Source organism: Rhodococcus sp. SORGH_AS_0301 (genome assembly GCF_030818285.1).
Taxonomy (GTDB): Bacteria; Actinomycetota; Actinomycetes; order Mycobacteriales; family Mycobacteriaceae; genus Rhodococcoides.
The window spans coordinates 1,816,155-1,839,212 of the sequence record NZ_JAUTAC010000002.1; the positions used below are offsets into that span (position 1 = coordinate 1,816,155).

At 70.0% G+C, this 23,058-nt stretch carries 21 protein-coding genes and 1 tRNA gene; 9 read left to right on the forward strand and 13 right to left on the reverse strand.

Annotation, left to right across the window (positions count from 1 at the left end; genetic code table 11):
- Window positions 1-53 precede the first annotated feature (53 nt).
- Complete coding sequence (locus QE397_RS09200; protein ID WP_307092951.1) at window positions 54-875, reverse strand: hypothetical protein; 822 nt, start codon at window positions 873-875, stop codon at window positions 54-56.
- Window positions 876-1,008: 133 nt separating this feature from the next.
- Here QE397_RS09200 and QE397_RS09205 point away from each other — a divergent pair, with 133 nt between their 5' ends.
- The 3 genes from QE397_RS09205 (at window position 1,009) to QE397_RS09215 (ending at window position 3,583) form a co-directional block, all read left to right on the forward strand.
- Window positions 1,009-1,857: a DUF3097 domain-containing protein gene (locus QE397_RS09205; RefSeq protein WP_307092953.1), complete on the forward strand. Its 849-nt coding sequence runs from the start codon at window positions 1,009-1,011 to the stop codon at window positions 1,855-1,857.
- A 63-nt stretch (window positions 1,858-1,920) separates the two neighbouring features.
- Window positions 1,921-2,352 (forward strand): NfeD family protein, encoded by a 432-nt coding sequence (locus tag QE397_RS09210; protein ID WP_027505316.1) that lies wholly within the window; start codon window positions 1,921-1,923, stop codon window positions 2,350-2,352.
- Window positions 2,353-2,386: 34 nt separating this feature from the next.
- Complete coding sequence (locus tag QE397_RS09215) at window positions 2,387-3,583, forward strand: SPFH domain-containing protein (RefSeq protein WP_307092955.1); 1,197 nt, start codon at window positions 2,387-2,389, stop codon at window positions 3,581-3,583.
- 3 nt (window positions 3,584-3,586) lie between these two features.
- Here QE397_RS09215 and QE397_RS09220 read toward each other — a convergent pair whose 3' ends face one another.
- The 3 genes from QE397_RS09220 to QE397_RS09230 form a co-directional block, all read right to left on the reverse strand.
- Window positions 3,587-4,165 (reverse strand): hypothetical protein, encoded by a 579-nt coding sequence (locus QE397_RS09220; protein WP_037185388.1) that lies wholly within the window; start codon window positions 4,163-4,165, stop codon window positions 3,587-3,589.
- Window positions 4,165-4,761, reverse strand: coding sequence for a hypothetical protein (locus QE397_RS09225; protein WP_027505318.1), 597 nt, complete (start codon window positions 4,759-4,761; stop codon window positions 4,165-4,167). The genes QE397_RS09220 and QE397_RS09225 overlap by 1 nt, the downstream gene beginning before the upstream one ends.
- A gap of 115 nt (window positions 4,762-4,876) precedes the next feature.
- A complete protein-coding gene (locus QE397_RS09230) occupies window positions 4,877-5,500 on the reverse strand; it encodes a TVP38/TMEM64 family protein (RefSeq protein ID WP_285186007.1) in 624 nt (207 codons plus the stop codon).
- Window positions 5,501-5,774: 274 nt separating this feature from the next.
- Between QE397_RS09230 and QE397_RS09235 the strand changes: the two genes are divergently transcribed.
- From QE397_RS09235 to meaB, 3 genes are read left to right on the forward strand one after another with little or no spacing between them, the layout of a single operon-like run.
- Window positions 5,775-7,706 carry a methylmalonyl-CoA mutase family protein gene (locus QE397_RS09235; protein ID WP_307092959.1) on the forward strand — a complete coding sequence of 644 codons (1,932 nt, stop codon included), beginning with the start codon at window positions 5,775-5,777 and terminating at the stop codon, window positions 7,704-7,706.
- Entirely contained in the window at window positions 7,703-9,982 is a 2,280-nt protein-coding gene (gene scpA / locus QE397_RS09240) for a methylmalonyl-CoA mutase (RefSeq protein ID WP_235578919.1), read from the forward strand. Before QE397_RS09235 ends, scpA begins: the two co-directional genes overlap by 4 nt.
- A gap of 2 nt (window positions 9,983-9,984) precedes the next feature.
- Window positions 9,985-10,995 (forward strand): methylmalonyl Co-A mutase-associated GTPase MeaB, encoded by a 1,011-nt coding sequence (gene meaB / locus QE397_RS09245; RefSeq protein WP_027505321.1) that lies wholly within the window; start codon window positions 9,985-9,987, stop codon window positions 10,993-10,995.
- Between the two features lie 2 nt (window positions 10,996-10,997).
- Here the strand turns inward: meaB and QE397_RS09250 are convergent, their stop codons facing one another.
- The 6 genes from QE397_RS09250 to QE397_RS09275 form a co-directional block, all read right to left on the reverse strand.
- Window positions 10,998-12,041 (reverse strand): nucleoside hydrolase, encoded by a 1,044-nt coding sequence (locus QE397_RS09250; protein ID WP_307092962.1) that lies wholly within the window; start codon window positions 12,039-12,041, stop codon window positions 10,998-11,000.
- Window positions 12,042-12,053: 12 nt separating this feature from the next.
- The gene (locus tag QE397_RS09255; RefSeq protein ID WP_307092965.1) at window positions 12,054-13,487 is read right to left on the reverse strand and encodes a CoA transferase; all 1,434 of its coding nucleotides are present in this window, start codon (window positions 13,485-13,487) and stop codon (window positions 12,054-12,056) included.
- Window positions 13,484-14,785, reverse strand: coding sequence for a trans-acting enoyl reductase family protein (locus QE397_RS09260; protein WP_222648994.1), 1,302 nt, complete (start codon window positions 14,783-14,785; stop codon window positions 13,484-13,486). The genes QE397_RS09255 and QE397_RS09260 overlap by 4 nt, the downstream gene beginning before the upstream one ends.
- 38 nt (window positions 14,786-14,823) lie before the next feature.
- Window positions 14,824-16,320: a glutamate-cysteine ligase family protein gene (locus QE397_RS09265; protein WP_027505325.1), complete on the reverse strand. Its 1,497-nt coding sequence runs from the start codon at window positions 16,318-16,320 to the stop codon at window positions 14,824-14,826.
- Window positions 16,321-16,377: 57 nt separating this feature from the next.
- A complete protein-coding gene (locus tag QE397_RS09270) occupies window positions 16,378-17,850 on the reverse strand; it encodes an SDR family NAD(P)-dependent oxidoreductase (RefSeq protein ID WP_307092967.1) in 1,473 nt (490 codons plus the stop codon).
- 78 nt (window positions 17,851-17,928) lie between these two features.
- A tRNA-Leu gene (locus QE397_RS09275) sits at window positions 17,929-18,014 on the reverse strand.
- A gap of 153 nt (window positions 18,015-18,167) precedes the next feature.
- On the opposite strand from QE397_RS09275, the gene QE397_RS09280 reads away from it, so the two are divergent.
- Together QE397_RS09280 and QE397_RS09285 are read left to right on the forward strand one after the other, a co-directional pair.
- On the forward strand, window positions 18,168-19,532 hold the full coding sequence (locus QE397_RS09280; protein WP_081821196.1) for a M20/M25/M40 family metallo-hydrolase: 1,365 nt from the start codon (window positions 18,168-18,170) through the stop codon (window positions 19,530-19,532).
- Between the two features lie 34 nt (window positions 19,533-19,566).
- Complete coding sequence (locus QE397_RS09285) at window positions 19,567-20,097, forward strand: YbhB/YbcL family Raf kinase inhibitor-like protein (protein ID WP_027505328.1); 531 nt, start codon at window positions 19,567-19,569, stop codon at window positions 20,095-20,097.
- An 11-nt stretch (window positions 20,098-20,108) separates the two neighbouring features.
- Here QE397_RS09285 and QE397_RS09290 read toward each other — a convergent pair whose 3' ends face one another.
- The 3 genes from QE397_RS09290 to QE397_RS09300 are packed head-to-tail and all read right to left on the reverse strand — an operon-like array spanning window position 20,109 to window position 22,560.
- Complete coding sequence (locus QE397_RS09290) at window positions 20,109-21,194, reverse strand: quinone-dependent dihydroorotate dehydrogenase (RefSeq protein ID WP_307092970.1); 1,086 nt, start codon at window positions 21,192-21,194, stop codon at window positions 20,109-20,111.
- 55 nt (window positions 21,195-21,249) lie between these two features.
- Entirely contained in the window at window positions 21,250-21,468 is a 219-nt protein-coding gene (locus QE397_RS09295) for a DUF5703 family protein (RefSeq protein ID WP_037185612.1), read from the reverse strand.
- Window positions 21,469-21,516: 48 nt separating this feature from the next.
- Entirely contained in the window at window positions 21,517-22,560 is a 1,044-nt protein-coding gene (locus tag QE397_RS09300; protein ID WP_307092973.1) for a hypothetical protein, read from the reverse strand.
- 140 nt (window positions 22,561-22,700) lie between these two features.
- Here QE397_RS09300 and QE397_RS09305 point away from each other — a divergent pair, with 140 nt between their 5' ends.
- A complete protein-coding gene (locus QE397_RS09305; RefSeq protein WP_056444616.1) occupies window positions 22,701-23,057 on the forward strand; it encodes a hypothetical protein in 357 nt (118 codons plus the stop codon).
- Window position 23,058: the final 1 nt, after the last annotated feature.

The window sequence follows — 23,058 nt, forward strand, 5'->3', positions numbered from 1 at the left end:
TGATCCGGGCATGGATCGCGACACTACGGACGTACTCGCGCGAGGGGGTACCGCTAGCGGCGATCGGGCGACAGGTACCCGTCCACGGCGGCGCGCACGGCGGCACGGCGCGCGGCGCGCACGGCGTGACGCAACGGTCGGAGCACGGCTTCGCGGGCCTCGGCACCGCTGCTGCTGGGTGCCTCCGAGGGCGCCGACGTCTGCGCGGCCGCGAGGATGGCGTCCACCCGGTCGGCCGTGTCGAGAACTCGGGTGGTGCGTTCGGGGAGCGGCGGGTAGCGATGGCGGCTCGCGATGGCGAGGCGCTCGGCAATCATCGTGTGCGGGTCGCCGCCGGAACGGCCGGTGTCGACCGTCTGCACCGCGGTGAGGGCCTCGGCCGCACTCCGGACGGTGTCCCGCATCGAGTACTCGATCTCCCCGAGCGCCAGCTCCTGGTAGGTGACCGGCACGGTGACGGTGAACACCGTCCACCGCATGACGTCGGGGCCCTCGTCGGTGGGGACGAGTCCGACACCCCGCTGCCCCGGCACTCCGATGACGACGCCTTCGCCCGCGAGCACGGCGGCTGCCGAGAACGCGGAGTCGGTCGGCAGCCCGGCGACGTCACCGGGGGCGGGAAGAACCATGTCGACGGTCACCTCGCGGTCGCCGACGGGCGCCGCGGCGCGGACGACTCGGAGCAACTGGGCGATGCCGACGTCACGAGGAGTGGGCCACGGGAGGTCGTGCCGCTCGGCTGTCTCGGGATCGGCGGCGACGACGAGGGCCAACGGTGCCCACTCGGTGAGGGCATCGATCACGTCGTCGGGCGGCGCGGCTCCGGCGAGCCAGGCGCCGCACCAGATGGCGAGGCTCGAGGATGGGGACGACACCGTCCGATCATAGGCGGCGTCGGAGGCGACCGGCGTGGCTGCGGTCGGGGAGTGCGCGGCGCCGATACCGTGGGACGGCCCGGTGACCCGACAGTCCTGTCCCGGGAGTGAGCGCGGAGGGCGAGGGAAGACGATGACAGCGGACAACCGGTACGGCGGCGACATCTTCGCCGGGCACGCGAGGCGAGCGCGACGCGTGGTCCCGACGATGGCGGCCGAACGGGACGTGGTGGTCGAGGACGCGGCGACCGGATTCTGCGGCGCCGTGGTGGGTTTCGAGCGCACGTACGACGGTGACTTCGTCCGGCTCGAGGACGGCCGAGGCGTACGGAGGCTCTTCGCGATGCGCGAGGCCGCCTTCCTCGTCGACGGAAGCCCGGTGACGCTGACGCGTCCGGCGCCGACCCGTGCCGTCGCTCCGACCCGCTCGGCCTCCGGGTCGACGCGGGTGGAGAACGTACGAGCGAAAGTGGCTCTGCCCAGCCGTATCTGGGTGGAGGGCATTCACGACGCCGCCATCGTCGAACGGGTCTGGGGCCACGACCTGCGGGTCGAGGGTGTGGTCGTCGAGCATCTCGAGGGACTGGACAACCTGGCAGAGCGGTTGCAGGAGTTCGGGCCCGGGCCGGGACGCAGGGTGGGGGTTCTCGTCGACCACCTCGTCGACGGTTCGAAGGAGGACCGCCTGACGCGGTCGCTCGGCCGGTACGTGACGGTCACGGGACACCCCTACATCGATGTGTGGGAGGCGGTGAAGCCCGCCGCGGTGGGCATCGAGGCATGGCCACGGATCCCGCGCGGCACCGACTGGAAGACCGGCATCTGCCGCGAGTTGGGTTGGGGCACACCGCAGGACGGGTGGCGCCGGGTCTACGGTGCGGTGTCCAGTTTTCGCGATCTCGAGGCGCCGCTCATCGGCGCGGTGGAGCGCCTCGTCGACTTCGTCACCCTGGATGACGAGAACGGGGAGACAGGTCGGTAACGATCTCCCCACGACGGTCGCGCGCACCCCACGGGCTCGTCGTTCGTCGCTACTGTGGAGTTCGTGGTTGCACTTCTGTGGCTCGTCGGAGCGGTGATTCTCGCTGCGGGTGAAGCGCTGTCCGGAGATTTCTTCCTTCTCATGCTGGCCGGCGGGGCCCTGGGTACCGCGGGCATCTCGGCGCTGACCGACTTCCCCGTGTGGGGCGACGCGATCGTGTTCGCGATCCTGTCCGGAGCCCTCATCCTGGGTGTCCGGCCGGTGCTGACCCGCCGGTTCTCGACGCCCCCGCCGACCCCCACCGGGATCGCCGCGCTCACCGGGCGATCCGCGCAGGTGCTGGATGCCATCGATCAGCACTCCGGCACGGTGCGGCTGGACGGTGACGTGTGGACGGCTCGTCCGCTCGATCCCACCGAGGTGTACGCGGCCGGAACGACCGTGACCGTGATGAAGATCGACGGCGCCACGGCCGTCGTGTGGAAAGGACCCTAGATGGGTGACTATGCCGCCTTGATCGCCCCTTGCCGTGGTGGTGCTGTTCGTCGCCGTGGTGGTGGCGAAGTCGGTGACGCTCGTGCCGCAGGCCGAGGCCGCGGTGATCGAGCGTCTGGGCCGATACTCCAAGACGGTCTCCGGGCAGCTCACGTTCCTCGTGCCGTTCGTCGACCGTGTCCGGGCGAAGGTCGACCTGCGTGAGCGCGTCGTGTCCTTCCCACCGCAGCCGGTGATCACGCAGGACAACCTGACGGTGTCCATCGACACCGTCGTGTACTTCCAGGTCACCACCCCGCAGGCCGCGGTCTACGAGATCAGCAACTACATCGTCGGTGTCGAGCAGCTCACCACGACGACGCTTCGCAACGTGGTCGGCGGTATGACCCTGGAGGAGACGCTCACCTCGCGTGACTCCATCAACGGCCAGCTCCGCGGAGTGTTGGACGAGGCCACCGGGCGATGGGGCCTGCGTGTCGCCCGAGTTGAGCTCAAGAGCATCGATCCGCCGCCCTCCATCCAGGAGTCGATGGAGAAGCAGATGAAGGCGGACCGCGAGAAGCGTGCCACCATCCTCACGGCCGAGGGACACCGTGAGTCGTCCATCAAGACGGCCGAGGGTGACAAGCAGTCGCAGATCCTGTCCGCGGAGGGCGCCAAGCAGGCCGCCATTCTCTCCGCCGAGGGTGAGCGTCAGTCCCGCATCCTCCGTGCGCAGGGTGAGCGGGCGGCCAAGTACCTCAACGCACAGGGTGAGGCGAAGGCCATCGAGAAGGTGTTCGAGGCGATCAAGGCCGGCAAGCCGACGCCAGAGTTGCTCGCGTACCAGTACCTGCAGACGCTGCCGAAGATGGCGCAGGGTGATGCCAACAAGATGTGGGTGGTGCCGTCCGACTTCGGTGATGCCCTGAAGGGCTTCGCCAAGAATCTCGGTGCGCCGGGCGACGACGGCGTCTTCCGTTTCGAGCCCAGCGACCAGGGCGAGACGCACTCCAAGCCGGAGGACGACTCCGCGGAGGTGGCCGACTGGTTCGACACGAAGACGGACCCGGCCATCGCTCGGGCGGTCGCCGACGCCGAGGCCGTGGCACGCAAGCCTGTCGACACGTCGTTGGCCGCCGCACCCAACCCGGCGCGGGACTCGGCTCCGGAGCCCGCGAAGGCCGTCGAGGCCTCCACGCCGGACGGGTCCGGGTCGGGCGACGACGCACCGCGCGAACTGGACCGCTGACGGTCAGGCAGCCAGGCCCGCGCCGATGCCGCCCGCGGCGAGTGCCCAGAGCACGCTGGTGAAGGTTCCGATGATGAAGTACTCGGACGCCCGCGGGTCGCGGAGTTCGGGGTAGCGTGCGAGTCCCTTCACCGCGAGCACCACGGCGATGCCCTCGGGCCACCCCGTGAGCACCGCGACCACGACGGCGATGCGTTCGAGTGTGCCGATGACGAGCCCCCCACGCAGGACGGGGCGCTCGTCGTCGGCATCGCCGTCTCCGGGCTCGGGCCGTCGGCGCGCGAGATGGAAGACCGCGGGAACGACGACGGTGCCGCCGGTGACGGCGACCGCGACGACCAGGACCATCGCGACGACGAGTGGTGGCCCGGTGACCGGTGCGCCGGCGATCGCGGCGGCGAGACCCGCCAGTGCGAGCATCCCGGCGGACAGGAGTGCCGGAATCCACCAGCGCAGCGGCGGCAGCCACCGGACGCGGCGTCCCGGCGCAGCCGTCGGTGGGATCGTCGGCACCGGTCGGGCGGGAAGCAGTGCTGCTCCGGCGGAGAGCGCGAGTGCGAGCAGCGCGAGGGTGGTCGCCATCAGGCGTCCGTTCCGCGTGCGCGCAGATCGGCGAGCGCGAGCATCCGCGCCACGACCGGTCGTGCTGCACGCTCGGCCTGCCACCCCGCGACGGCCAGTCGTTGGGACACGGCCTGCGGTGTGATGGACAGTTCCTCGGCGACGGCGGTCTGCGATCCGAGCCTGCGGACACTGTCGACCGCGGCGCGGCCCTGCTCGGTGCGCCGGACCAGGAGCAGTGCGAGCAGTGCCACCACGGCGTCGGCATCGCCGGCGGACTCGGCGTCACCGCCGCGGACCGCGATGTGGGCGACGGCGTTCTTGGCGCTGTCGACGGCGTCCCGCGCGGCTTCGAACGCCGGGCCCCGACCCGCTCTGGTGGAGCGTGGCAACGGATCCTCCACGGCCCCCACCCCGATCCCGACGCTCCAGTGCCCGTCCTCGAGGAAGTCGAGGGCGAGGTCGAGCGCCACCGACGCGTCGTCCGCCACACCCTGGACCTCGTCGCCGGCCGTGCGTTCGAACGGGCGCACCAGGTCGGTGGCTCGGTCGAGGATGTCGGCGACGCGATCGATGTCGCGTCGACTTCCGCGTTGGTCCACGGTCAGAACGAACATCGATCAACCCTAGAAGCTTGATCAGTCGGAATCAAGCCTCGAGTCTTGATGCGTTGCGACGTACAAAGTTCGTCGTCGACCTTGATCCGTCCACATCAAGCCCATGACCTTGACCTCATCGATCGCCGGCCACCGGCATCCGCGCGTCCAGGATCAGTCCCACGACGCCCACGGCAATGCAGACCCCCGAGATCGCGAGCAGGACCGGATCGCCGTGACCGGCCAGAGCGTCGCCGAGCAACACGATGCCGACCGTTCCCGGGATCACCCCGACCACCGTCGCCAGCGCGAACGGCACCACGGCCACCGAAGACAGGCCGGCGGAGTAATTGACCACCGAGAACGGCACCGGCGCGATGAGTCGAAGACTCCCCACCGCCAACCATCCCCGTCGCGCGAGACGGGAATCGACGGCCCGGATCACCGGATGGTCCCAGCGTGCGGTCACCACGTCGCGGCCGAGTGCTCGGACCAGCAGGAACGCGAGCACTGCACTCACGGTCGTCGCTGCGACCGCCACACCGACCCCCGTCACGGGTCCGAACAGCACACCCGCCGACACCGTGAACAGGGTGCGGGGGATCGGCGCCACCGTGATGATCGCGTGCGCCGCGAAGAAGACGAGGGGGAAGGCCGGCCCGACGGCGACGGCCCACTCCCGCACGCGGTCGATGGTGGGGAGGGGTACGAGCAGTGCCACGACGATCAGGGCGGCGAGCACGGTGACGGTCGCGGCCACGCGCAGCACGAGCGCGCGGCGGCCTCCGACGACGATCGACTCCTCCGACGGCACTGTGTCGTGCGGGTCGATGTCGGGGGTCGTCACGTCTGCTCACGCTACCGAAGAGCGATGCGAGCGGTGCTCGTCGACGCGGTCGGAACGGTCACTAGGAGGACCGATGCTCGGACGCCCTACTAGTGTGAAGTTTGTCTCAGGCCACTGTGATGGGACTCGGGATAGCGTGCCCGGAGTGCGGTTAACATCACAGCATCCGCTGGCGCGAAAGGGACACATGGCCACGTCACACACCGGGACACCGGATTCCGTCGCTGCCGAGGACGTCGGCGCGGCCGTACCGGTGAGCAGCGCCGAGGAGGGTTTCGCGACCTGGCGCCGCGGCGTGGCCGGGGTGCTGGCCAAGGCTCGTCGGGTGGACGTCTCGGAGCTCCCCGAGCATCCGGAGACGCTGCTCGAGGTGACCACGTACGACGGGGTCACGGTGCGGCCCCTGTACGGGCCGCTGGACGAGACTGCCGAGGCTCCGCTGCCCGGCACCTTCCCCTTCACGCGCGGCACGGACGCGCATCGCGACGTCAACGTCGGGTGGCTGGTCGCCGGTCGGTTCGGCCGTCCCGCCGGTGCGGACTCGGACGCGGCAACGCTCAACGACCAGCTCCTCGACGCGCTGCAGAACGGCACGAGCGCCCTGTGGCTCGACACGGCGTCCGTGGGCGCCGAGGGCCTGGCCCGCGCACTCGACGGGGTCCTGCTCGACCTCGCGCCCCTGCCACTGGACGCGGGTGCGGACGTCACAGCGGTGGCCGACGCGCTGTTCGCGCTCCTGGACGAGCGCGGTGCCGCCGCCGACGTCCGACTGGGGGCGTCACCGCTGACCGATCGATTCGCCGACCTCCCGGGTGCGAGCGAGCAGGACGCGATCGATCTCGCGGTGCGGGCAGTGGCGCGCACCGAGCGGGTGCGCGCGATCACGTTGGACGGCACCGTGTTCCACGCTGCCGGGTCGGCAGACGCGCAGGAGGTCGGTCTGACCGTCGCGGCCGGACTCGAGTATCTGCGCGCGCTCACGGCGGCGGGACTGTCCCCTGTCGAGGCATTGGGACAGGTGGAGTTCCGGCTCGCGGCCACCGATGAGCAGTTCGAGACCATCGCCAAGTTCCGTGCGGCCCGGCGGGTCTGGGCCCGGGTGGCCGAGGTGCTCGGGGCGCCGGAGCACGGCGGGGCCCCACAGCACGCCGTCACCTCGGCGGCGATGATGACGCAGCGCGATCCCTGGGTGAACATGCTGCGCACGACGCTGGCCGCGTTCGGCGCCGGTGTGGGCGGAGCCGACGCGGTGACCGTCCTGCCGTTCGACGCCGCGATTCCCGGCGGCGCCGCGGACGTCTCGCAGACCTTCGCCGCACGGATCGCGCGCAACACCCAGCTGCTCCTGCTCGAGGAGTCCCACCTGGGGCGGGTGGTCGATCCGGCCGGTGGTTCCTGGTACGTCGAGTCGCTCACCGACGCGCTCGCGGACTCGGCGTGGTCGGTTCTGCAGGCGGTCGAGGCCGCCGGCGGTTACCGCGCCGCGCTGGAGTCCGGTGAGATCGCGCGCCGGGTCGACGAGACCCGAGCTGCCCGTGCGAGCGACATCGCCCACCGCCGCACCGCGGTCACCGGTGTCAACGAGTTCCCGAACCTGCAGGAGCCGTCGCCCGCGGCCTCGGGGAACGGCACCGTCGCCGGACGTCCCGCGACGCGGTACGCCGCCGAGTTCGAGGCGCTGCGTGATCGCAGCGACGCGGTGCTGGCGGACAAGGGCAGTCGCCTGGTGGTGCTGCTGGCGCCGTTGGGCAGCGTCGCGGAACACAACGGACGCACCACGTTCGCGGCGAACCTCATGGCGTCGGGCGGGATCGAGGCGGTGAACCCCGGTGCGGGAGCCGATCTCGCCGCGGTGGCACGCGAGACCGCCTCGCCGATCGCCGTGCTGTGCGGCACCGACAAGCGGTACGCAGCCGAGGGACCGGACGCCGTCGCCGCTCTGCGGTCGGCGGGGGTGCGGACGGTGCTCGTCGCCGGCGGTGCCTCGGCCTTCGCGGACGCGTCGCCGGAACAGACCCCGGACGGACATCTCACGCTCACCATCGATGCCGTCGCCGAACTGAGTGCTCTTCTCGATGCACTCACCGGCGAGGCTCGTACGGAAGGACACACCGCATGACCGACGACGCTGGTGACATGGGCCCCGTGGGCAGTTTCGCGGACGTTCCGCTCGTCGACCCCCGCGGTGCGGACGCGGCAGCGCCGGCGGCCGACGATGCGCGCGCCCACGTCGAGGCGGCCGCGGCGGCTCACGGCTACTCGCCCGAGCAGGTGGTGTGGTCCACCCCCGAGGGCATCGACGTCCGACCCCTGTACACCGGCGCCGACCGGGCGGAGGCGGCCGAGGCCGGGTACCCGCTCGACTCCTACCCGGGCACGGCTCCGTTCCTGCGCGGTCCGTACCCGACGATGTACGTCAACCAGCCGTGGACGATTCGTCAGTACGCGGGATTCTCGACGGCGTCGGAGTCCAACGCGTTCTACCGTCGCAACCTCGCTGCCGGTCAGAAGGGGCTGTCGGTCGCGTTCGACCTCGCGACGCACCGCGGCTACGACAGTGACCACCCGCGCGTGCAGGGCGATGTCGGCATGGCGGGTGTCGCGATCGACTCGATCTACGACATGCGCCAACTCTTCGACGGGATCGACCTGGGGTCGGTGTCGGTGTCGATGACCATGAACGGCGCCGTGCTGCCGATCCTGGCGCTGTACGTCGTCGCGGCGGAGGAGCAGGGCGTCGGACCCGAGAAGCTCGCCGGCACCATCCAGAACGACATCCTCAAAGAGTTCATGGTGCGCAACACCTACATCTATCCGCCCGAGCCGTCGATGCGGATCATCTCCGACATCTTCGCGTACACCTCGACGCACATGCCGAAGTTCAACTCGATCTCCATCTCCGGCTACCACATCCAGGAAGCCGGCGCGACGGCCGATCTGGAGCTCGCGTACACCCTCGCCGACGGGGTGGAGTACATCCGCGCCGGGCTGGCCGCGGGCATGGACATCGACACGTTCGCCCCGCGGCTGTCCTTCTTCTGGGCCATCGGCATGAACTTCTTCATGGAGGTCGCCAAGCTGCGCGCAGGCCGGTTGCTGTGGGCGGAGCTGGTGCAGAAGTTCGACCCGTCCAGCGCGAAATCGCTGTCGCTGCGCACACACTCGCAGACGTCCGGCTGGTCGCTGACGGCGCAGGACGTCTTCAACAACGTCTCCCGCACGTGTATCGAGGCGATGGCGGCGACGCAGGGACACACGCAGTCACTGCACACCAACGCGCTCGACGAAGCACTCGCGCTGCCCACCGACTTCTCCGCCCGGATCGCCCGCAACACCCAGCTGCTGCTGCAGCAGGAGTCCGGCACGACGCGGCCCATCGATCCGTGGGGCGGCTCGTACTACGTGGAGTGGCTGACCCACCAGCTCGCCGATCGGGCCCGCGCGCACATCGCCGAGGTCGAGGAGGCCGGTGGAATGGCCAAGGCCATCGGTGAGGGCATCCCGAAGCTCCGCATCGAGGAGGCGGCGGCGCGGACGCAGGCGCGCATCGACTCCGGTCGGCAGCCGCTGGTGGGTGTCAACAAGTACGTTCCCGACGAGCCCGACGCCATCGAGGTGCTCAAGGTCGAGAACTCGCGGGTGCGCACCGAGCAGATCGAGAAGCTCGAGCGGCTGCGCGAGGAGCGCGACCCCGGCCGCGTCGAGGCGGCGCTGTCCGCCCTCACCGCGGCGGCCGCGTCCACCGACGGCGGGATGGAGAACAACCTGCTCGCCCTCGCCGTCGACGCGGCGCGGGCCATGGCGACGGTGGGCGAGATCTCCGACGCTCTCGAGAAGGTCTACGGACGGCACCGCGCCGAGATCCGCACGATCAGCGGTGTCTACCGGGACGAGGCGGGGAAGGCCACGAACATGGTGCATGCAGGCGAGCTGGCGACGGCGTTCGCGAAGGCGGAGGGCCGCCGACCCCGCATCCTGGTGGCGAAGATGGGGCAGGACGGACACGATCGCGGGCAGAAGGTCATCGCGACGGCGTTCGCCGACATCGGCTTCGACGTCGATGTCGGCCCCCTGTTCCAGACCCCCGAGGAGGTGGCGAACCAGGCCGCCGACAACGACGTCCACGTCATCGGGGTGTCGTCGCTCGCCGCCGGTCACCTGACGCTGGTTCCGGCGCTGCGGGAAGCACTCGCCGCCGTCGGCCGGTCCGACATCATGGTCGTGGTCGGCGGCGTCATCCCGCCGGGCGACTTCGACGCGCTGCGTGAGGCCGGGGCGGCCGCGATCTTCCCGCCCGGCACGGTGATCGCCGACGCCGCGGTCGATCTCATCGGCCAGCTCGCGGAGAGCCTGGGTCACGGCGCGGCCGTCTCGGACGCAGGAGCGAACGCCTGAGCATGTCCGACGCGACCGCAGCACGTCCCACGCGTCCGGCGATCGATCTCGACGCGCTCGTGGCCTCGGTGCGGGCCGGTGAGCGTGCCGGGCTGGCGCGTGCCATCACCCTCGTCGAGTCCACCCGCGACGACCATCGCGACCTCGCCCAACAGATGCTGCTCGAGCTCCTTCCGCACGCCGGGGGGTCGCATCGGGTGGGCATCACGGGCGTACCGGGAGTCGGCAAGTCGACGTTCATCGATGCCCTGGGCATGACGCTCATCGAGAAGGGCCACCGCGTCGCGGTTCTCGCGGTGGATCCGTCGTCGACCCGTACCGGGGGCTCCATCCTCGGGGACAAGACACGGATGGCACGGCTCACGGTCGCGCCCGAGGCGTACATCCGGCCGTCCCCGACGTCGGGAACCCTCGGCGGTGTCGCGAAGGCGACCCGCGAGACGATCGTGCTGCTCGAGGCGGCCGGCTACGACGTCGTGCTGGTGGAGACCGTCGGGGTCGGGCAGTCCGAGATCACGGTCGCGGGCATGGTGGACACCTTCTGCTTCCTGACGCTCGCGCGCACGGGAGATCAGCTGCAGGGCATCAAGAAGGGTGTCCTCGAACTCGCCGACGTGGTCGCCGTCAACAAGGCCGACGGGAACCATCTCCGCGACGCCAAGGGTGCCGCGCGCGAACTCGCCGGAGCGCTCCGACTGATCTACCCGCACGACGCCCTGTGGACGCCGCCCGTGCTGACGATGAGCGCGATCGAGGAGACCGGACTCACGGAGTTCTGGGACACTGTGTGCCGCCACCGCGACGTCCTCACCGCGGCAGGCGACTTCGACGCCCGCCGCCGCGACCAGCAGGTCCAGTGGGTGTGGACCATGGTGCAGGACCAGCTGATGCGCCGACTGTCGTCGAGTCCCGCGGTGACCGCCGTCCGCGCCGACGTGGAGAGGCGCGTGGCCGACGGATCGCTCACGGCCGCACTGGGTGCGCAGGAGATCCTGACCGCCTTCGACGGCTGAACTCAGTTCCCGGCGGCGAACGCCCCGACCGTCGCGAGCAGGTGATCGAAGAAGGCGTCCGGATCGGTCGACACGGCGATCGCGGCATTGGGGCGACGTCCCCAGAACCCGCGCCGGTCGGCCACCGTCGTTCCCCGCGTGAGGGTCCCGACGAGTTCGACGTCGACGGTGGCCAGGGCGTACTCGGCGATCTCCGGGTGCAGTGCGACGGCCGCCGCGAACGGGTCGTGCATGTGCGCCAGGTATCCCTCACCCTGCGCGTGGTGGAACTCCATGTAGAACCGCACCGCGTCCGTCAGGTACCGCACGACGGGCACCGACGCCGTCGAGCGTGCTCCCACCTCGTCGATCGAGAGGTGCTCCATCGGAACGGATCCGGCGATCTCTGCCAGACGTGCCACGTGCGACGGATGCATCTCGATCCGTTCCGTCAGGCCCAGGGCGCACACGATCGGCTCCCGGCCCGAGGGCACCGCGTCGAAGGCGTCGAACACCTCCTTCGCAGCTTCCGGGTCGACCGCCACGTTCCATTCGGAGGTGGGCGTCGTGTTCCCCGGGTGATCGATGCTGCCGCCCATGATCACCAGACGCTTCAGCAGCACGGGTAGTGCGGGCTCGAGCCGCAGTGCCAGAGCCAGATTCGTCATCGGACCGGTCACCAGCCCGACCAGCTCGCCCGGGTTCTCGCGCGCCAGGTCCACCCACGCCTGCGCCGCCGTCCGGTCGGAGACGGTCATGGTGGGCGCCGGCAGATTCGCGTAGCCCACTCCCAGCGGACCGTGCGTGTCCTCCGTCGTCATCAGCGGGGCGACCAGCGGTGCGTCGACGCCGACGGCCACCTCCACGTCGGTCAGACCACAGATCTCCAACCAGGACAGCGTGTTCCGTGTCACCTGCGCGGTGGGCACGTTGCCCGCCGTGCAGCACACGGCCACGATCTCGGCCTCCGGACTCGCAGCCAGATAGACCAGAGCGAGGGAATCGTCGATTCCGGTGTCGACGTCGACGAGGAGTCGAGTGCGGGCGGGGGAGTCGACGTCGGTCATGCCGCCATCCTGTCAGGACGGGAAGCGCGGCTCGTCGCATCCCCACGGGCGGGCCGGGAAGGGGTGATCGTCGTACTCCGCGAGCGCCGGTCGGGCCGTGCGCACGTCGTCGTGGAGGACGGTGTGCTCGTCCGTCGGCAGCACGGGGTCGGCCGGAGTGTCGACCCTGCCGTCGGCATCGAGCAGCCAGGCGGCAGTGCGTGCCAACGAGACCGACACCGTCCTACCGATGCCACCGTCGAGGCGCTGGGTCAGAGCGTCGACGATCCCCGCCGCCAGCAGGTGGCCGGACGCGTGGTCGAGCGCCTGCACCGGCAGCGCCCCCGGAACCCCGGTCGTCCCGCCGTCATCCGACCGGCCTCCGGCCTTCCCGCCGTCATCCGACCGGCCTCCGGCCTTCCCGCCGTCATCCGACCGGCCTCCGGCCTTCCCGCCGCACATGTTCGCGATGCCGGACGCTGCCTGCGCCAGGCTGTCGAATCCGCGCCGCCGTGCCCACGGCCCCCGGCCGCCCCACGCACTCACCGTCCCGATGATCGCTCCGCTCGGCCGGTGCGCTCGGAGGTGGTCGTCGATGTAGGAGCCCGGCCGGTAGCCGCCGACCACCACGTCCACCGACGACATCAGCGCCGTCAGTCGCTCGTCGTCGTCGTCGACGAGCACGTCCAGGAGAGTCGAGTACTTGCCGGCGCCGGTGTCGAGGTGCTGGGCTTCGATCTCCGGCAGCAGTGGGGAGTCGACCCGCAGTACCGATGCACCGAGGAGGGCCAGATCGCGCGTGGCGACCGGGCCGGCGATGACCCGCGTGAGATCCAGTACGCGCACCCCGGCCAGCGGTCGCATCGGGTCGGTCGGTGGTTCGGGAAGCGACGGCAGACCGTCGGGACGCACGGTGGACGAGACGATGGGGCCGGAACGTGTGAAACGGCCGGGCGCCGAGCCGAACCACTCGTCCGGGGTCCGCACCGCCACGACGAGCGCGCCGAGTTCTGCTGCACGCTCCTCCACGTCCAGAGCCTCGCGGCGGAGGAGAGCCGCCGCGACGGCGGTGTGGTCGGAGTCGTCGGCGAGCTCGAGGAGCGAGAGCAGTCGCGCCCGGTGGTGCGGGTAGTTGGCGTGGGTGCGCACCCACCCGTCCGCGGTGCGGAAGAAGCCGGACAGGGCGGCGAACCCTGCGACCGGCCGCCCGTCGATGCGCAACAGTCTGTCTCCCGCGAACGACGCCGCGACCCGATCACCGACCACCACGTGCGGTGACGGCGCGGTAAGCCCCGAGGCGACGCGGAACCGGTCGACCGCGGAACCGAGTGCAGCGACCGCACCGACGGCCAGCGCGGCCACCGGCAGGGTCGACGACAACACGCCCTCGGACACGGGTCGCACGGTGATGTCGGCGGCCTGAGCGAGACCCAGGTCGGCCTGGTACCGGTGCAGCAGGTCGGTCATACCTTGCGCGCGGAGATCTCCATGCCGGCGCCGCGGAGTCGGTGGATCAGCGCGTCACCGATTCCGGAGGCCGGGGTGAGCACGCCGCCGCCGACGGAGGGGAGTGCGTCACGGTCGAGCGCGAGCGCCAGTGCCGATTCGCCCAGCATCATGGCGGTGGCCGCGTAGCCGGGATCTCCCTTCGCCTTCACGCGCGAGACGTACCGGTCACCGGTGCTGGTGGTGGTGTAGACGTCGATCGTGAAATGCCCCTTCTGCCGGGTCTTCTCGCTGGGACCGTCGCCCGGCTTGGGCAGGATCTTGTCGAGGAGGAAACGGGTGGGCTTGAAGGCCATGCCCGCGACGAAGGCGCCCAGTCCGGCGAGCACGGCACCGGCGATCACCGGGGAGGCGGGCGACGAGCCGACGCTCATGACCTCGCTGTAGCGGAAGTTCTTGCCGTACGGGTATCCGAGCAGCGCGTTCGTGCGGCGCACGACCCGAGTGTTGTACGAGGACATCACGAACGGTGCCTTCCACCCCTTGAGATCGGGGTGGATGTCGGCGCCCTTGACGATGGGGGTGTCGCTCTGGCGTCCCAGATCCGGCTCGATCGAGCGGTCGGGGCTGAGCGAGTAGGGGCTCGCCGCCATCTTCGCCGCGGCGCGGTCCTTCGTGATCTCGTCGATCTGGCCGCGCAGCGAGTCGATGGTGCCGCCGCTGACTCCGCCGCTCATCGACGTCACGACGAGGGTGGTGTCTGTCAGGTCGCCTGCTCCGTCCTCGTGGACCTTGGAGTAGAGCGCGTGCACGCCGATGTCGGACGGCACCGAGTCGAAGCCGCAGGAGTGCACGATCCGAGCGCCGGTGGAGTGTGCGAGATCGTGGTTCTGGTCGGCACTGAGACGAGCGAACAGCACTTCGCCGGTGAGGTCGACGTAGTCCGTGCCCTGCGCCGCGCAGACGTGCGCGAGCGTGCGTCCGAACTTCGCGTACGGCCCGACCGTGGTGATGACGACCTGTGTGCGAGAAGCGATGTCGGTGAGCGCGGCCTCGTCGTCCGCGTCCGCGACGAGCAGTGGCCAGTCGGCGGCGCGGGACGGCAGACCGCGACGGGTCGACTCCAGCTTGGATCGGGACCGGCCCGCGAGAGCGATCGACGTGCCCTGCGGGGCATGATTCGCCAGGTACTCGGCGGTGAGCGCGCCCACGAAACCGGTGGCGCCGTAGACGACGACGTCCAACTCGCGATCCCCTGCCGTGTCGAGATCGGACGCAGTGTCGAGTTCGGATGGGTCAGGTGCGGAAGTCTCGGCCATCACCCGAGCCTACAAGCGCTCCTGTGACCCACCACCACTCACCAAGACCACGTGTGGACGGCCTCGCCCTCGTGCATGAGCTGCAGGTAGTCGGACAACATGCCCGCCACGGCGCGCTCGCGCGACTCCCCGGCACGCTCGCGTGCGACGACGGCATTGCGTTGCCACACCGATCCGGACTGACGGCGCAGGCATCGACCCTCGATGACCCGGAGGTAGCGGTCGCGCACCTCGGTGTCCACGCCGTACGACGCGAGACCCGCCTCGGCCATGGGCAGCAGTCGGCGCAGGACCAGCTCCTGCGGCGAGATCCATCCGACCTCCGGCCAGTAGAGCCGCGAGTCGAACCCGCCGCGGGCCGCCGAGTGCAGGTTCTCCACGGCGGCGTCGAACGACATCTGCGTCCACACCGGCCGGTCCGCGTCGACGAGCGACCGCAGGGTGCCGTAGTACAGCGCCGCGTCGGCGAGGACGTCGAGCACGGTCGGCCCTGCGGGAAGAACGCGGTTCTCGAGGCGGATGTGCTGCTCGCCGTTCGAGGTGTCGTAGATCGGACGGTTCCATCGGTAGACGGTGCCGTTGTGCATCTTCAGCTCGGTCAGGCCGGGCGCTCGGCCCGCCGCGAGTTCGGCCATCGGATCCTCGTCGGACACGACCGGCAGCAGCGCGGGGAAATACCGCGAGTTCTCCTCGAACAGATCGAAGATCGACGTGATCCAGCGCTCGCCGAACCACACGCGGGGTCGTACTCCCTGGTTCTTGAGTTCCTGTGGGCGCGTGTCCGTCGCCTGTTCGAACAGGGGGATCCGGGTCTCGTGCCACAGTGCCTTGCCGGCGAGGAAGGGGGAGTTGGCGGCCAGTGCCACCTGCACTCCCGCCAGCGCCTGCGCGGCGTTCCAGTGCGCGGGGAACTCCGTCGGCGAGACCTGCAGGTGTAGTTGCACGGAGGTGCACGCGGCCTCGGGGAGGATCGTGTCGGAGATCTCGTTCAACGACTCGATGTCGTGGCTGCCGGGCAGAGGGACCCCGGTGATCGACAGTTCGATGTCCTCGCCGCGCGCCGCGAAGATCTGTTGGTTGAGCAGGTCGTATCGCGGATTGCTGGACAACCACTGGTGGGCGAAGTGATCCTTGCCCAGCGTGGGCAGCATCCCGATCATCGCCAGGGCGCATCCCTGCTCACGAGCACGGGCGTCCGCGGTGTCCAGGGAGGTGCGTAATCCGTTCTCCAGGATGCGCATCCGGTCGCCCGCCAGCGGTTCCGGGGCCACGTTGATCTCGATGTTGAACTGGCCCAGCTCGGTCTGGAAGTCCGGATCGGCGATCGCCTCGAGCACGGCCGCGTTGGCCATGGCCGGCTGCATCGACTCGTCCACCAGGTTGAGCTCGATCTCCATGCCCAGGCGTGGCTCGTCCACCCGGAAGGTGTCGTCCGCCAACATCGCCGCCAGGGCGTCCAGACACTCCTGCACCTTGTGCCGGAACATCTGCCGGTCCTTACGGCTGAACGTGCGCTGCTCGACCTCGTCGCCCATCACGACATTGCACCACGTGGGCGGCCGCCAGGCGCACGACACGGGGGTTCGGCGGTGTCACCAGGGCGAGGCCGCGTAGTCCTTGAGGAACTTCCCGTGCAGATCGACACCGAGCTCACCCTGGACGATGGGGTCGTAGACACGAGCCGCGCCGTCCACCAGATCCAGGGGCGCGTGGAAGCCCTCGTCGGCGAGGCGGATCTTCGTCGGGTGCGGGCGTTCGTCGGTGATCCAGCCGGTGTCCACCGCGCTCATCGAGATGCCGTCGTCGAGCATCTCGTTCGCACTGGTGCGCGTCAGCATGTTCAGTGCGGCCTTGGCCATGTTGGTGTGCGGATGACCCGCTCCCTTGTAGCCGCGGCCGAACTGGCCCTCCATCGCGGAGACGTTGACGACGTAGGACCGGCGATGCGGCGACGCCGCCAGGGCGGCGCGCAGGCGCGAGACGAGGATGAACGGCGCCACCGAGTTGCACAGCTGCACCTCGAGCAGCTCGACGGGATCCACCTGGTCGACGGTGTGCACCCAGCTGTTGGTCGGCGCCTCGTCGGGTACCAGCCCACCCGCGTCGATCGCCGTTCCGGCAGCCATGCGCTGCAGGGACGCCGAACCGGCGACGAGGGCCATGGAGGTCACCTGCGACGGCCCCATGTTCGCCATGACGGCGGTGTCGAGAGCGACGGTGTCGCCGTCGGTCTCGCCGAACGCTCCCACCAGCGCTGCCGGGTGGGCATCGCTCGTCGCGCCGAACGTGCGCACCCCGAGCGCTGCCAGATCGACGCCGTGCTCACCGTCCTCGAGGGCGGTGTACGAGCCGGCGGACCGCTTGACGGTCTGAGCGGCGTTGTTGATCAGGATGTCGAGCGGGCCCTCCGCCGCGACGGAGTCCGCGAACGCGACCACCTGCGCGGGATCACGCAGGTCGATGCCGACGACGGACAGCCGATGCATCCAGTCGTGGCTGTCGGACATCGAGGAGAACCGGCGCACCGCGTCCGCGGGGAAGCGCGTCGTGATGGTCAGGTGAGCACCGTCGCGCAGCAGGCGCAACGCGATGTACATGCCGATCTTCGCGCGCCCGCCGGTGAGCACGGCGCGGCGGCCGGTGAGATCGGTCCGGGCGTCCCGCTTCGCGTGGTTCAGGGCGGCGCACTCGGGGCAGAGCTGGTGATAGAACGCGTCCACCGTCGTGTACCGCTGCTTGCAGATGTAGCAGGGACGTGCACGCTGCAGTGTGCCCGCGGTCTCGGTGGTGGTGGCCGACGTCAGCGCCAGCCCGGCGGTCTCGTCGTCGATGCGGTCGGGTGATCCGGTCGCCGTGGCGGCGACGACGGCGCGGTCGGCGTCGGCGACGCGGGCGCGCGACTCCAGGCGGCGACGCTTCTTCGCGGCCTTGAACATGCCGGCCGTGGCACGCTGCACGGTCACGGCGTCGGGGTGATCGTCGTCCAGGGCCGCCGCGCGGTCGAGCACGCGCAGGCACGCGGCGAGTTCGTCGGGGTCGATGCCCGTCACGCTGTGCTCCGTCATCGCCGCCTCCACGCTCCCGTGTCATGACGAAAGCCCCGATTCCGTGAGGAATCGGGGCTTTCGTCGGTCTGTCTTCGGTGTCCGAGGGGGGACTTGAACCCCCACGTCCGTTAATAGGACACTAGCACCTCAAGCTAGCGCGTCTGCCATTCCGCCACTCGGACAACCCGCGTCACACCCTGCTGGTCACACACAGTTCACGATCGCGTCGCACCCGTGTTCTCGGTGCGGTCGCTAAATCTAGCCGATACCGCGCCCTGGACCAAAACCGCACGTCGGAGCACCTGCCGAGGCACCTGGAGTGGTAGGAACGAGCTGTGTCCGCAACAGGAGAGAACGACCACCAGACCGAGAAGCAGACCGTGGCCGTGGACGAGGTGGTCGACCTCGTCTCGTCGCTGATCCGCTTCGACACCTCCAACACCGGTGAGCTCGAGACCACCGCCGGCGAGAAGGAGTGCGCCGAGTGGGTGGCGCGCCAGCTCGAGGCCGTGGGGTACGAGACCGAGTACGTCGAGTCGGGTGCGCCCGGCCGCGGCAACGTCTTCGCCCGACTGGCCGGCGCCGACAGCTCACGCGGCGCGTTGCTCGTGCACGGCCACCTCGACGTCGTTCCGGCCGAGCCCGCCGACTGGAGCGTGCATCCCTTCTCGGGTGCCGTCGAGGACGGCTACCTGTGGGGACGCGGCGCCGTCGACATGAAGGACATGGTCGGCATGGCCCTGGCGCTGGCCCGACAGTTCAAGTCGGCCGGCACCGTCCCGCCCCGCGACCTGGTCTTCGCGTTCCTGGCCGACGAGGAGGCCGGCGGCAGGTACGGGTCGCACTGGCTCGTCGAGCACCGACCCGATCTGTTCGAGGGTGTCACCGAGGCCGTCGGCGAGGTCGGCGGCTTCTCGCTGACGGTGTCCACCCCCGAGGGCGACGAGCGTCGCCTCTACCTCGTCGAGACGGCGGAGAAGGGGCTCGCCTGGATGCGTCTGACGGCCAAGGCTCGCGCCGGTCACGGATCGTTCCTGCACGAGGACAACGCCGTGACGTACCTCGCCGAAGCCGTTGCAGCACTGGGTAACCACCAGTTCCCGCTGGTGATGACGGACTCGGTGACCGAGTTCCTCGCCGCCGTGAGCTCGGAGACCGGCCTGGCCTTCGACCCCGAGTCGCCCGACATCGACGGCACCCTCGCCAAGCTCGGCAGCATCGCCCGCATCGTCGGCGCGACACTGCGCGACACGGCAAACCCCACGATGCTCTCGGCCGGGTACAAGGCCAACGTCATCCCGCAGACGGCCTCCGCCACCATCGACTGCCGCGTCCTGCCGGGACGCAAGGCGCAGTTCGAGCGCGAGGTCGACGCGCTCATCGGTCCGCACGTCGAACGGTCCTGGATCACCGACCTGGAGCCGTACGAGACCACATTCGACGGGCACCTCGTCGACGCGATGAACGACGCGATACTGGCGTTCGACGAGAACGGTCGCACGGTGCCCTACATGCTGTCCGGCGGCACCGACGCCAAGGCGTTCGCCAAGCTGGGCATCCGCTGCTTCGGCTTCGCGCCGCTCAAGCTGCCGCCCGAGCTCGACTTCGCGGCGTTGTTCCACGGCGTGGACGAACGGGTACCCGTCGAGTCGTTGATCTTCGGTACCAAGGTCTTCGAGCACTTCCTTCTGCACAGCTGACAACCCCCGAACCCATATCTCCCGAGAGGACCTCATGTCACACGATCCCTACGCCGCACTGCCGTCGCTGCCGTCGTTCGAGCTCACGTCGGACAACGTCACCGACGGTCAGCCGCTCCACGAGGACCAGGTCAGCGGCATCATGGGCGCGGGCGGCCACGACAACTCGCCGCAGCTCTCGTGGTCGGGTTTCCCGGAGGAGACCAAGAGCTTCGCCGTCACCGTCTACGACCCCGATGCGCCGACGGCGTCCGGTTTCTGGCACTGGGCGGTGGCGAACATCCCCGTCTCGACCACCACCCTGGTCACCGGAGCGGGCGACGACAGCTCCACCGGGTTGCCGAACGACGCGATCACGCTGCGCAACGACGCGGGCCTGGCCCGGTTCATCGGTGCCGCACCCCCGCAGGGGCACGGACCGCACCGCTACTTCGTGGCGGTACACGCCGTCGACGTCGAGAAGCTCGAGATCGACGAGAGTGCGTCACCGGCGTACCTCGGATTCAACCTCTTCAGTCACGCCATCGCGCGTGCCGTCATCGTGGGCACGTACGAGCAGAGCTGACGAGAACCGAGTCAGCGCGGCCCGGGCCGCGGGACAGTCTCCGTGCCGACCGCGTCGGCCACCGAGGCGAATCCCGCGGCCCGGGCTCGTCGAGCCAGGCCGACGGCGACGCGACGCGCCCAGAACGGACCGCCGTAGACGAAGCCGGTGTACCCCTGCACGAGGGTGGCACCGGCGAGGATGCGTTCCCACGCGTCGTCGGCGGTCTCGACACCGCCGACCGAGATCAGCGTCATCGAGTCCCCGACGCGTGCACGCAGTCGGCGCAGCACCTCGAGTGATCGGTCCGCGACGTACGGGCCGGAGACGCCACCCGCTCCGAGATCCGCGGCCCCGGCCGTCCGCAGCCCGTCGCGCCCGATGGTCGTGTTGGTCGCCACGATGCCGGCGGATCCCAGCTCCATGGCCAGGTCTGCCACCGCGTCGACGTCGTCGTCCGACAGGTCGGGCGCGATCTTCACCAGGACGGGCACCGTCACGACGCTCGCCACGGCGGCCAGCAGAGGCCGCAGCGATTCCACCGCCTGCAGATCCCGCAGTCCGGGGGTGTTCGGCGAACTCACGTTGACCACGACGAAGTCCGACAGCGGGCCGAGCAGCCGCGCACTCTCCGTGTAGTCGATCGCGGCGTCCGCCGCGGGAACCACCTTGGTCTTGCCGATGTTGGCGCCGACCGGGATGTCCCCGCGTCGTCCGCGCAGACGCTCGGCCACCGCCGCAGCACCCGGATTGTTGAAACCCATGCGGTTGAGCAGGCCTCGGTCGGCGGGAAGCCGGAAGAGTCGAGGCTGTGGGTTTCCGGGTTGCGCCTGCGCGGTCACGGTGCCGACCTCCGCGAAACCGAACCCCAGCGGACCCCACGCGTCGACACCCTCACCGGTCTTGTCGAAACCGGCGGCCAGCCCGACCGGGGTGGGAAACGTCACGCCGAAGGCGGTCGTCCGCAGTGCCGGATCTCGGACCGAGAGCACGCGCGAGACCAGCGCACGCAGGGGCGCGAATCGAGTCACCGCGACCATCGCCGCGAATGCGAGGTGATGAATGCGTTCCGGAGGGAGCAGGAACATCGCGCGGAGCAGCAGCCGGTACGGGCTCACAGCCTGGAAACCTCTCGTCGGGGAATCTCGTCGGTGGTGCGGCGCCGCCACTCGGTCAGAGACCGGGATCGGGCACGTGGTGCGCGGTCTTGCGTCGTTTGAGAAGTACTCGCCTGCTGCCGTCGGTGTACAGCCGGACCCGGGAGAGCTCCCACCCACCGAACTCGGCGGAGATGGCCAGCCGCATCGAGGCCGTCACTCGGGTGACGTCCGGCGGCAGCTTGATGGGCACGTACTCCCAGTCGTCCGACTGGGTCTCCCAGCCGACGGGCATCGCACGGTTGTTCCGGTTCACGGATCTCGCTCTCGTCCTCGCGGGCACTCACGCCCGGGTCGGGATCACCTGGACCCCGGCGCCACTGTTCGAGCCTACGAAAAGTTCGCCGGACTGCGAGTCCACGGCGAGCGAGTCGGGCTGGCGCACTGTGGGGAACCGTGCCGACTCGACAGGAATTCCGGAGGTGATGTCAAATCCCACCACCTCGTTCAGTGCGGTCACGGTCACCCACACGGTGCCGTCGTCCTCGCACGCGACGGCGAACGGGGAACCGGCGACGGGGTAGCGCTGTCGCATGATCAGATCGGGGTCGCCCGTGAAGACGAGCAGTTCGTCGTCGGTCGTGTCGGCGACCACGACGGCACCGTCGGCGCATCCGGTCATGCGGGTGGCCCCGTCGCCTGCGCGCAGCGCGGCGCCGAGACGTTCGGCACCGACGTTCACGGACGTCACCGACGTCTGCCGGGTGTCCAGGGACACCAGATCGTCTCCGGTGCGTACGAGACCGTCGACCGACGCCTGACCGGGGATGGTGCTCTCGACCGCGCCGTCGGCTCCCGTGATCACGACGGTTCCGGTCGGCGTCCCGACGGCGTACCCGTCGTCCCACGGCGTCACCGAGGCGGCGCCGCCGTCGATCGCGACGTCGGTCGCCTCACCGGACTGCGCGTCCACCCGGCTGATGCCCGACGACGACGTGACCAACAGTTCGCCGTCCCTGCCGGCGGAGACGGATGTGCCGGGTGCGGAGAGTCGCACCGAGCGCGGATTATCCTCCGAGTCGAGCGGGGTCAGCAGCAGCGTCGTACCGTCGTCGGTGAGGATCCCGGCGATCCGGTCGCGAGGCTCGATCGCGAGGCCGTCGACGGTGGCCGGACCGCCGAAGCGCGGGTCGGCCGTGACGCCCGCCGGCGTGACGGTCGTGTCGGGGGACACCGCGGCGACCTCCGGCTCACGCGTGTTCAGCTGCTCCGGATCGTCGGAGTTCGCGCATCCTGCTGTGACCGTCGTCACCAGGGCGAGGCCGAGAAGGACGAAACGGGTACTGCTGCGTCGTGCCGACTGGGCACTGGTCGGTCGGGGTGCCATGGGGGTGATTCTCCTTCAGGTCTTCTCTCATCCGATCATCTCGCCGTCCCGGCGCGAGCACAGGGGAGGGATGTGTCCACCATGACGCGTCTGTACGTTTCGACGAGTGCCTGTCGACGAGAGAGAGCGAGGGAGGGCGCATGACGGGGCCGAGCAATACGGAGTTCTCGGTGGAGGACGTGTCGGTGGGGGCGCACGCCCACGGGTTCGGGTCCACTCCGGACGGGCGGAGCTTCGCCTTCCGGGTACGCGGTAAGTCGTTGCGCGTGGAGGTCTACCGCTCCGACCTGGCGCAGGCCGTTCCCGACGATCTCGACGTCGACGCGGTCGCGGAGCGCGATGTCACGGACGTCGACCTCTCGGACGAGCGCTCGATCGTCGCCGCGGTCCGGGACGCGGTCGCCGACGTCCGTCCGCTCGACTCGCCGCAGCCGCCCGACACCACACTCCTGCGATCGCTGCTCGGGCGGCTGGGCAACGCGATCGACCCGAAGTGAC

Excerpts from the sequence above, each read along its gene's own strand:
- scpA (WP_235578919.1), top strand. The coding sequence starts at position 7,703 with ATGACCGACGACGCTGGTGACATGGGCCCCGTGGGCAGTTTCGCGGAC.
- QE397_RS09285 (WP_027505328.1), top strand. The coding sequence starts at position 19,567 with ATGTCACACGATCCCTACGCCGCACTGCCGTCGCTGCCGTCGTTCGAG.
- QE397_RS09300 (WP_307092973.1), bottom strand. The coding sequence starts at position 22,560 with ATGGCACCCCGACCGACCAGTGCCCAGTCGGCACGACGCAGCAGTACC.
- QE397_RS09305 (WP_056444616.1), top strand. The coding sequence starts at position 22,701 with ATGACGGGGCCGAGCAATACGGAGTTCTCGGTGGAGGACGTGTCGGTG.
- QE397_RS09225 (WP_027505318.1), bottom strand. The coding sequence starts at position 4,761 with ATGTTCGTTCTGACCGTGGACCAACGCGGAAGTCGACGCGACATCGAT.
- QE397_RS09270 (WP_307092967.1), bottom strand. The coding sequence starts at position 17,850 with ATGACGGAGCACAGCGTGACGGGCATCGACCCCGACGAACTCGCCGCG.
- meaB (WP_027505321.1), top strand. The coding sequence starts at position 9,985 with ATGTCCGACGCGACCGCAGCACGTCCCACGCGTCCGGCGATCGATCTC.
- QE397_RS09235 (WP_307092959.1), top strand. The coding sequence starts at position 5,775 with ATGGCCACGTCACACACCGGGACACCGGATTCCGTCGCTGCCGAGGAC.
- QE397_RS09260 (WP_222648994.1), bottom strand. The coding sequence starts at position 14,785 with ATGGCCGAGACTTCCGCACCTGACCCATCCGAACTCGACACTGCGTCC.
- QE397_RS09220 (WP_037185388.1), bottom strand. The coding sequence starts at position 4,165 with ATGGCGACCACCCTCGCGCTGCTCGCACTCGCGCTCTCCGCCGGAGCA.
- QE397_RS09295 (WP_037185612.1), bottom strand. The coding sequence starts at position 21,468 with ATGCCCGTCGGCTGGGAGACCCAGTCGGACGACTGGGAGTACGTGCCC.
- QE397_RS09265 (WP_027505325.1), bottom strand. The coding sequence starts at position 16,320 with ATGGGCGACGAGGTCGAGCAGCGCACGTTCAGCCGTAAGGACCGGCAG.
- QE397_RS09255 (WP_307092965.1), bottom strand. The coding sequence starts at position 13,487 with ATGACCGACCTGCTGCACCGGTACCAGGCCGACCTGGGTCTCGCTCAG.
- QE397_RS09250 (WP_307092962.1), bottom strand. The coding sequence starts at position 12,041 with ATGACCGACGTCGACTCCCCCGCCCGCACTCGACTCCTCGTCGACGTC.
- QE397_RS09205 (WP_307092953.1), top strand. The coding sequence starts at position 1,009 with ATGACAGCGGACAACCGGTACGGCGGCGACATCTTCGCCGGGCACGCG.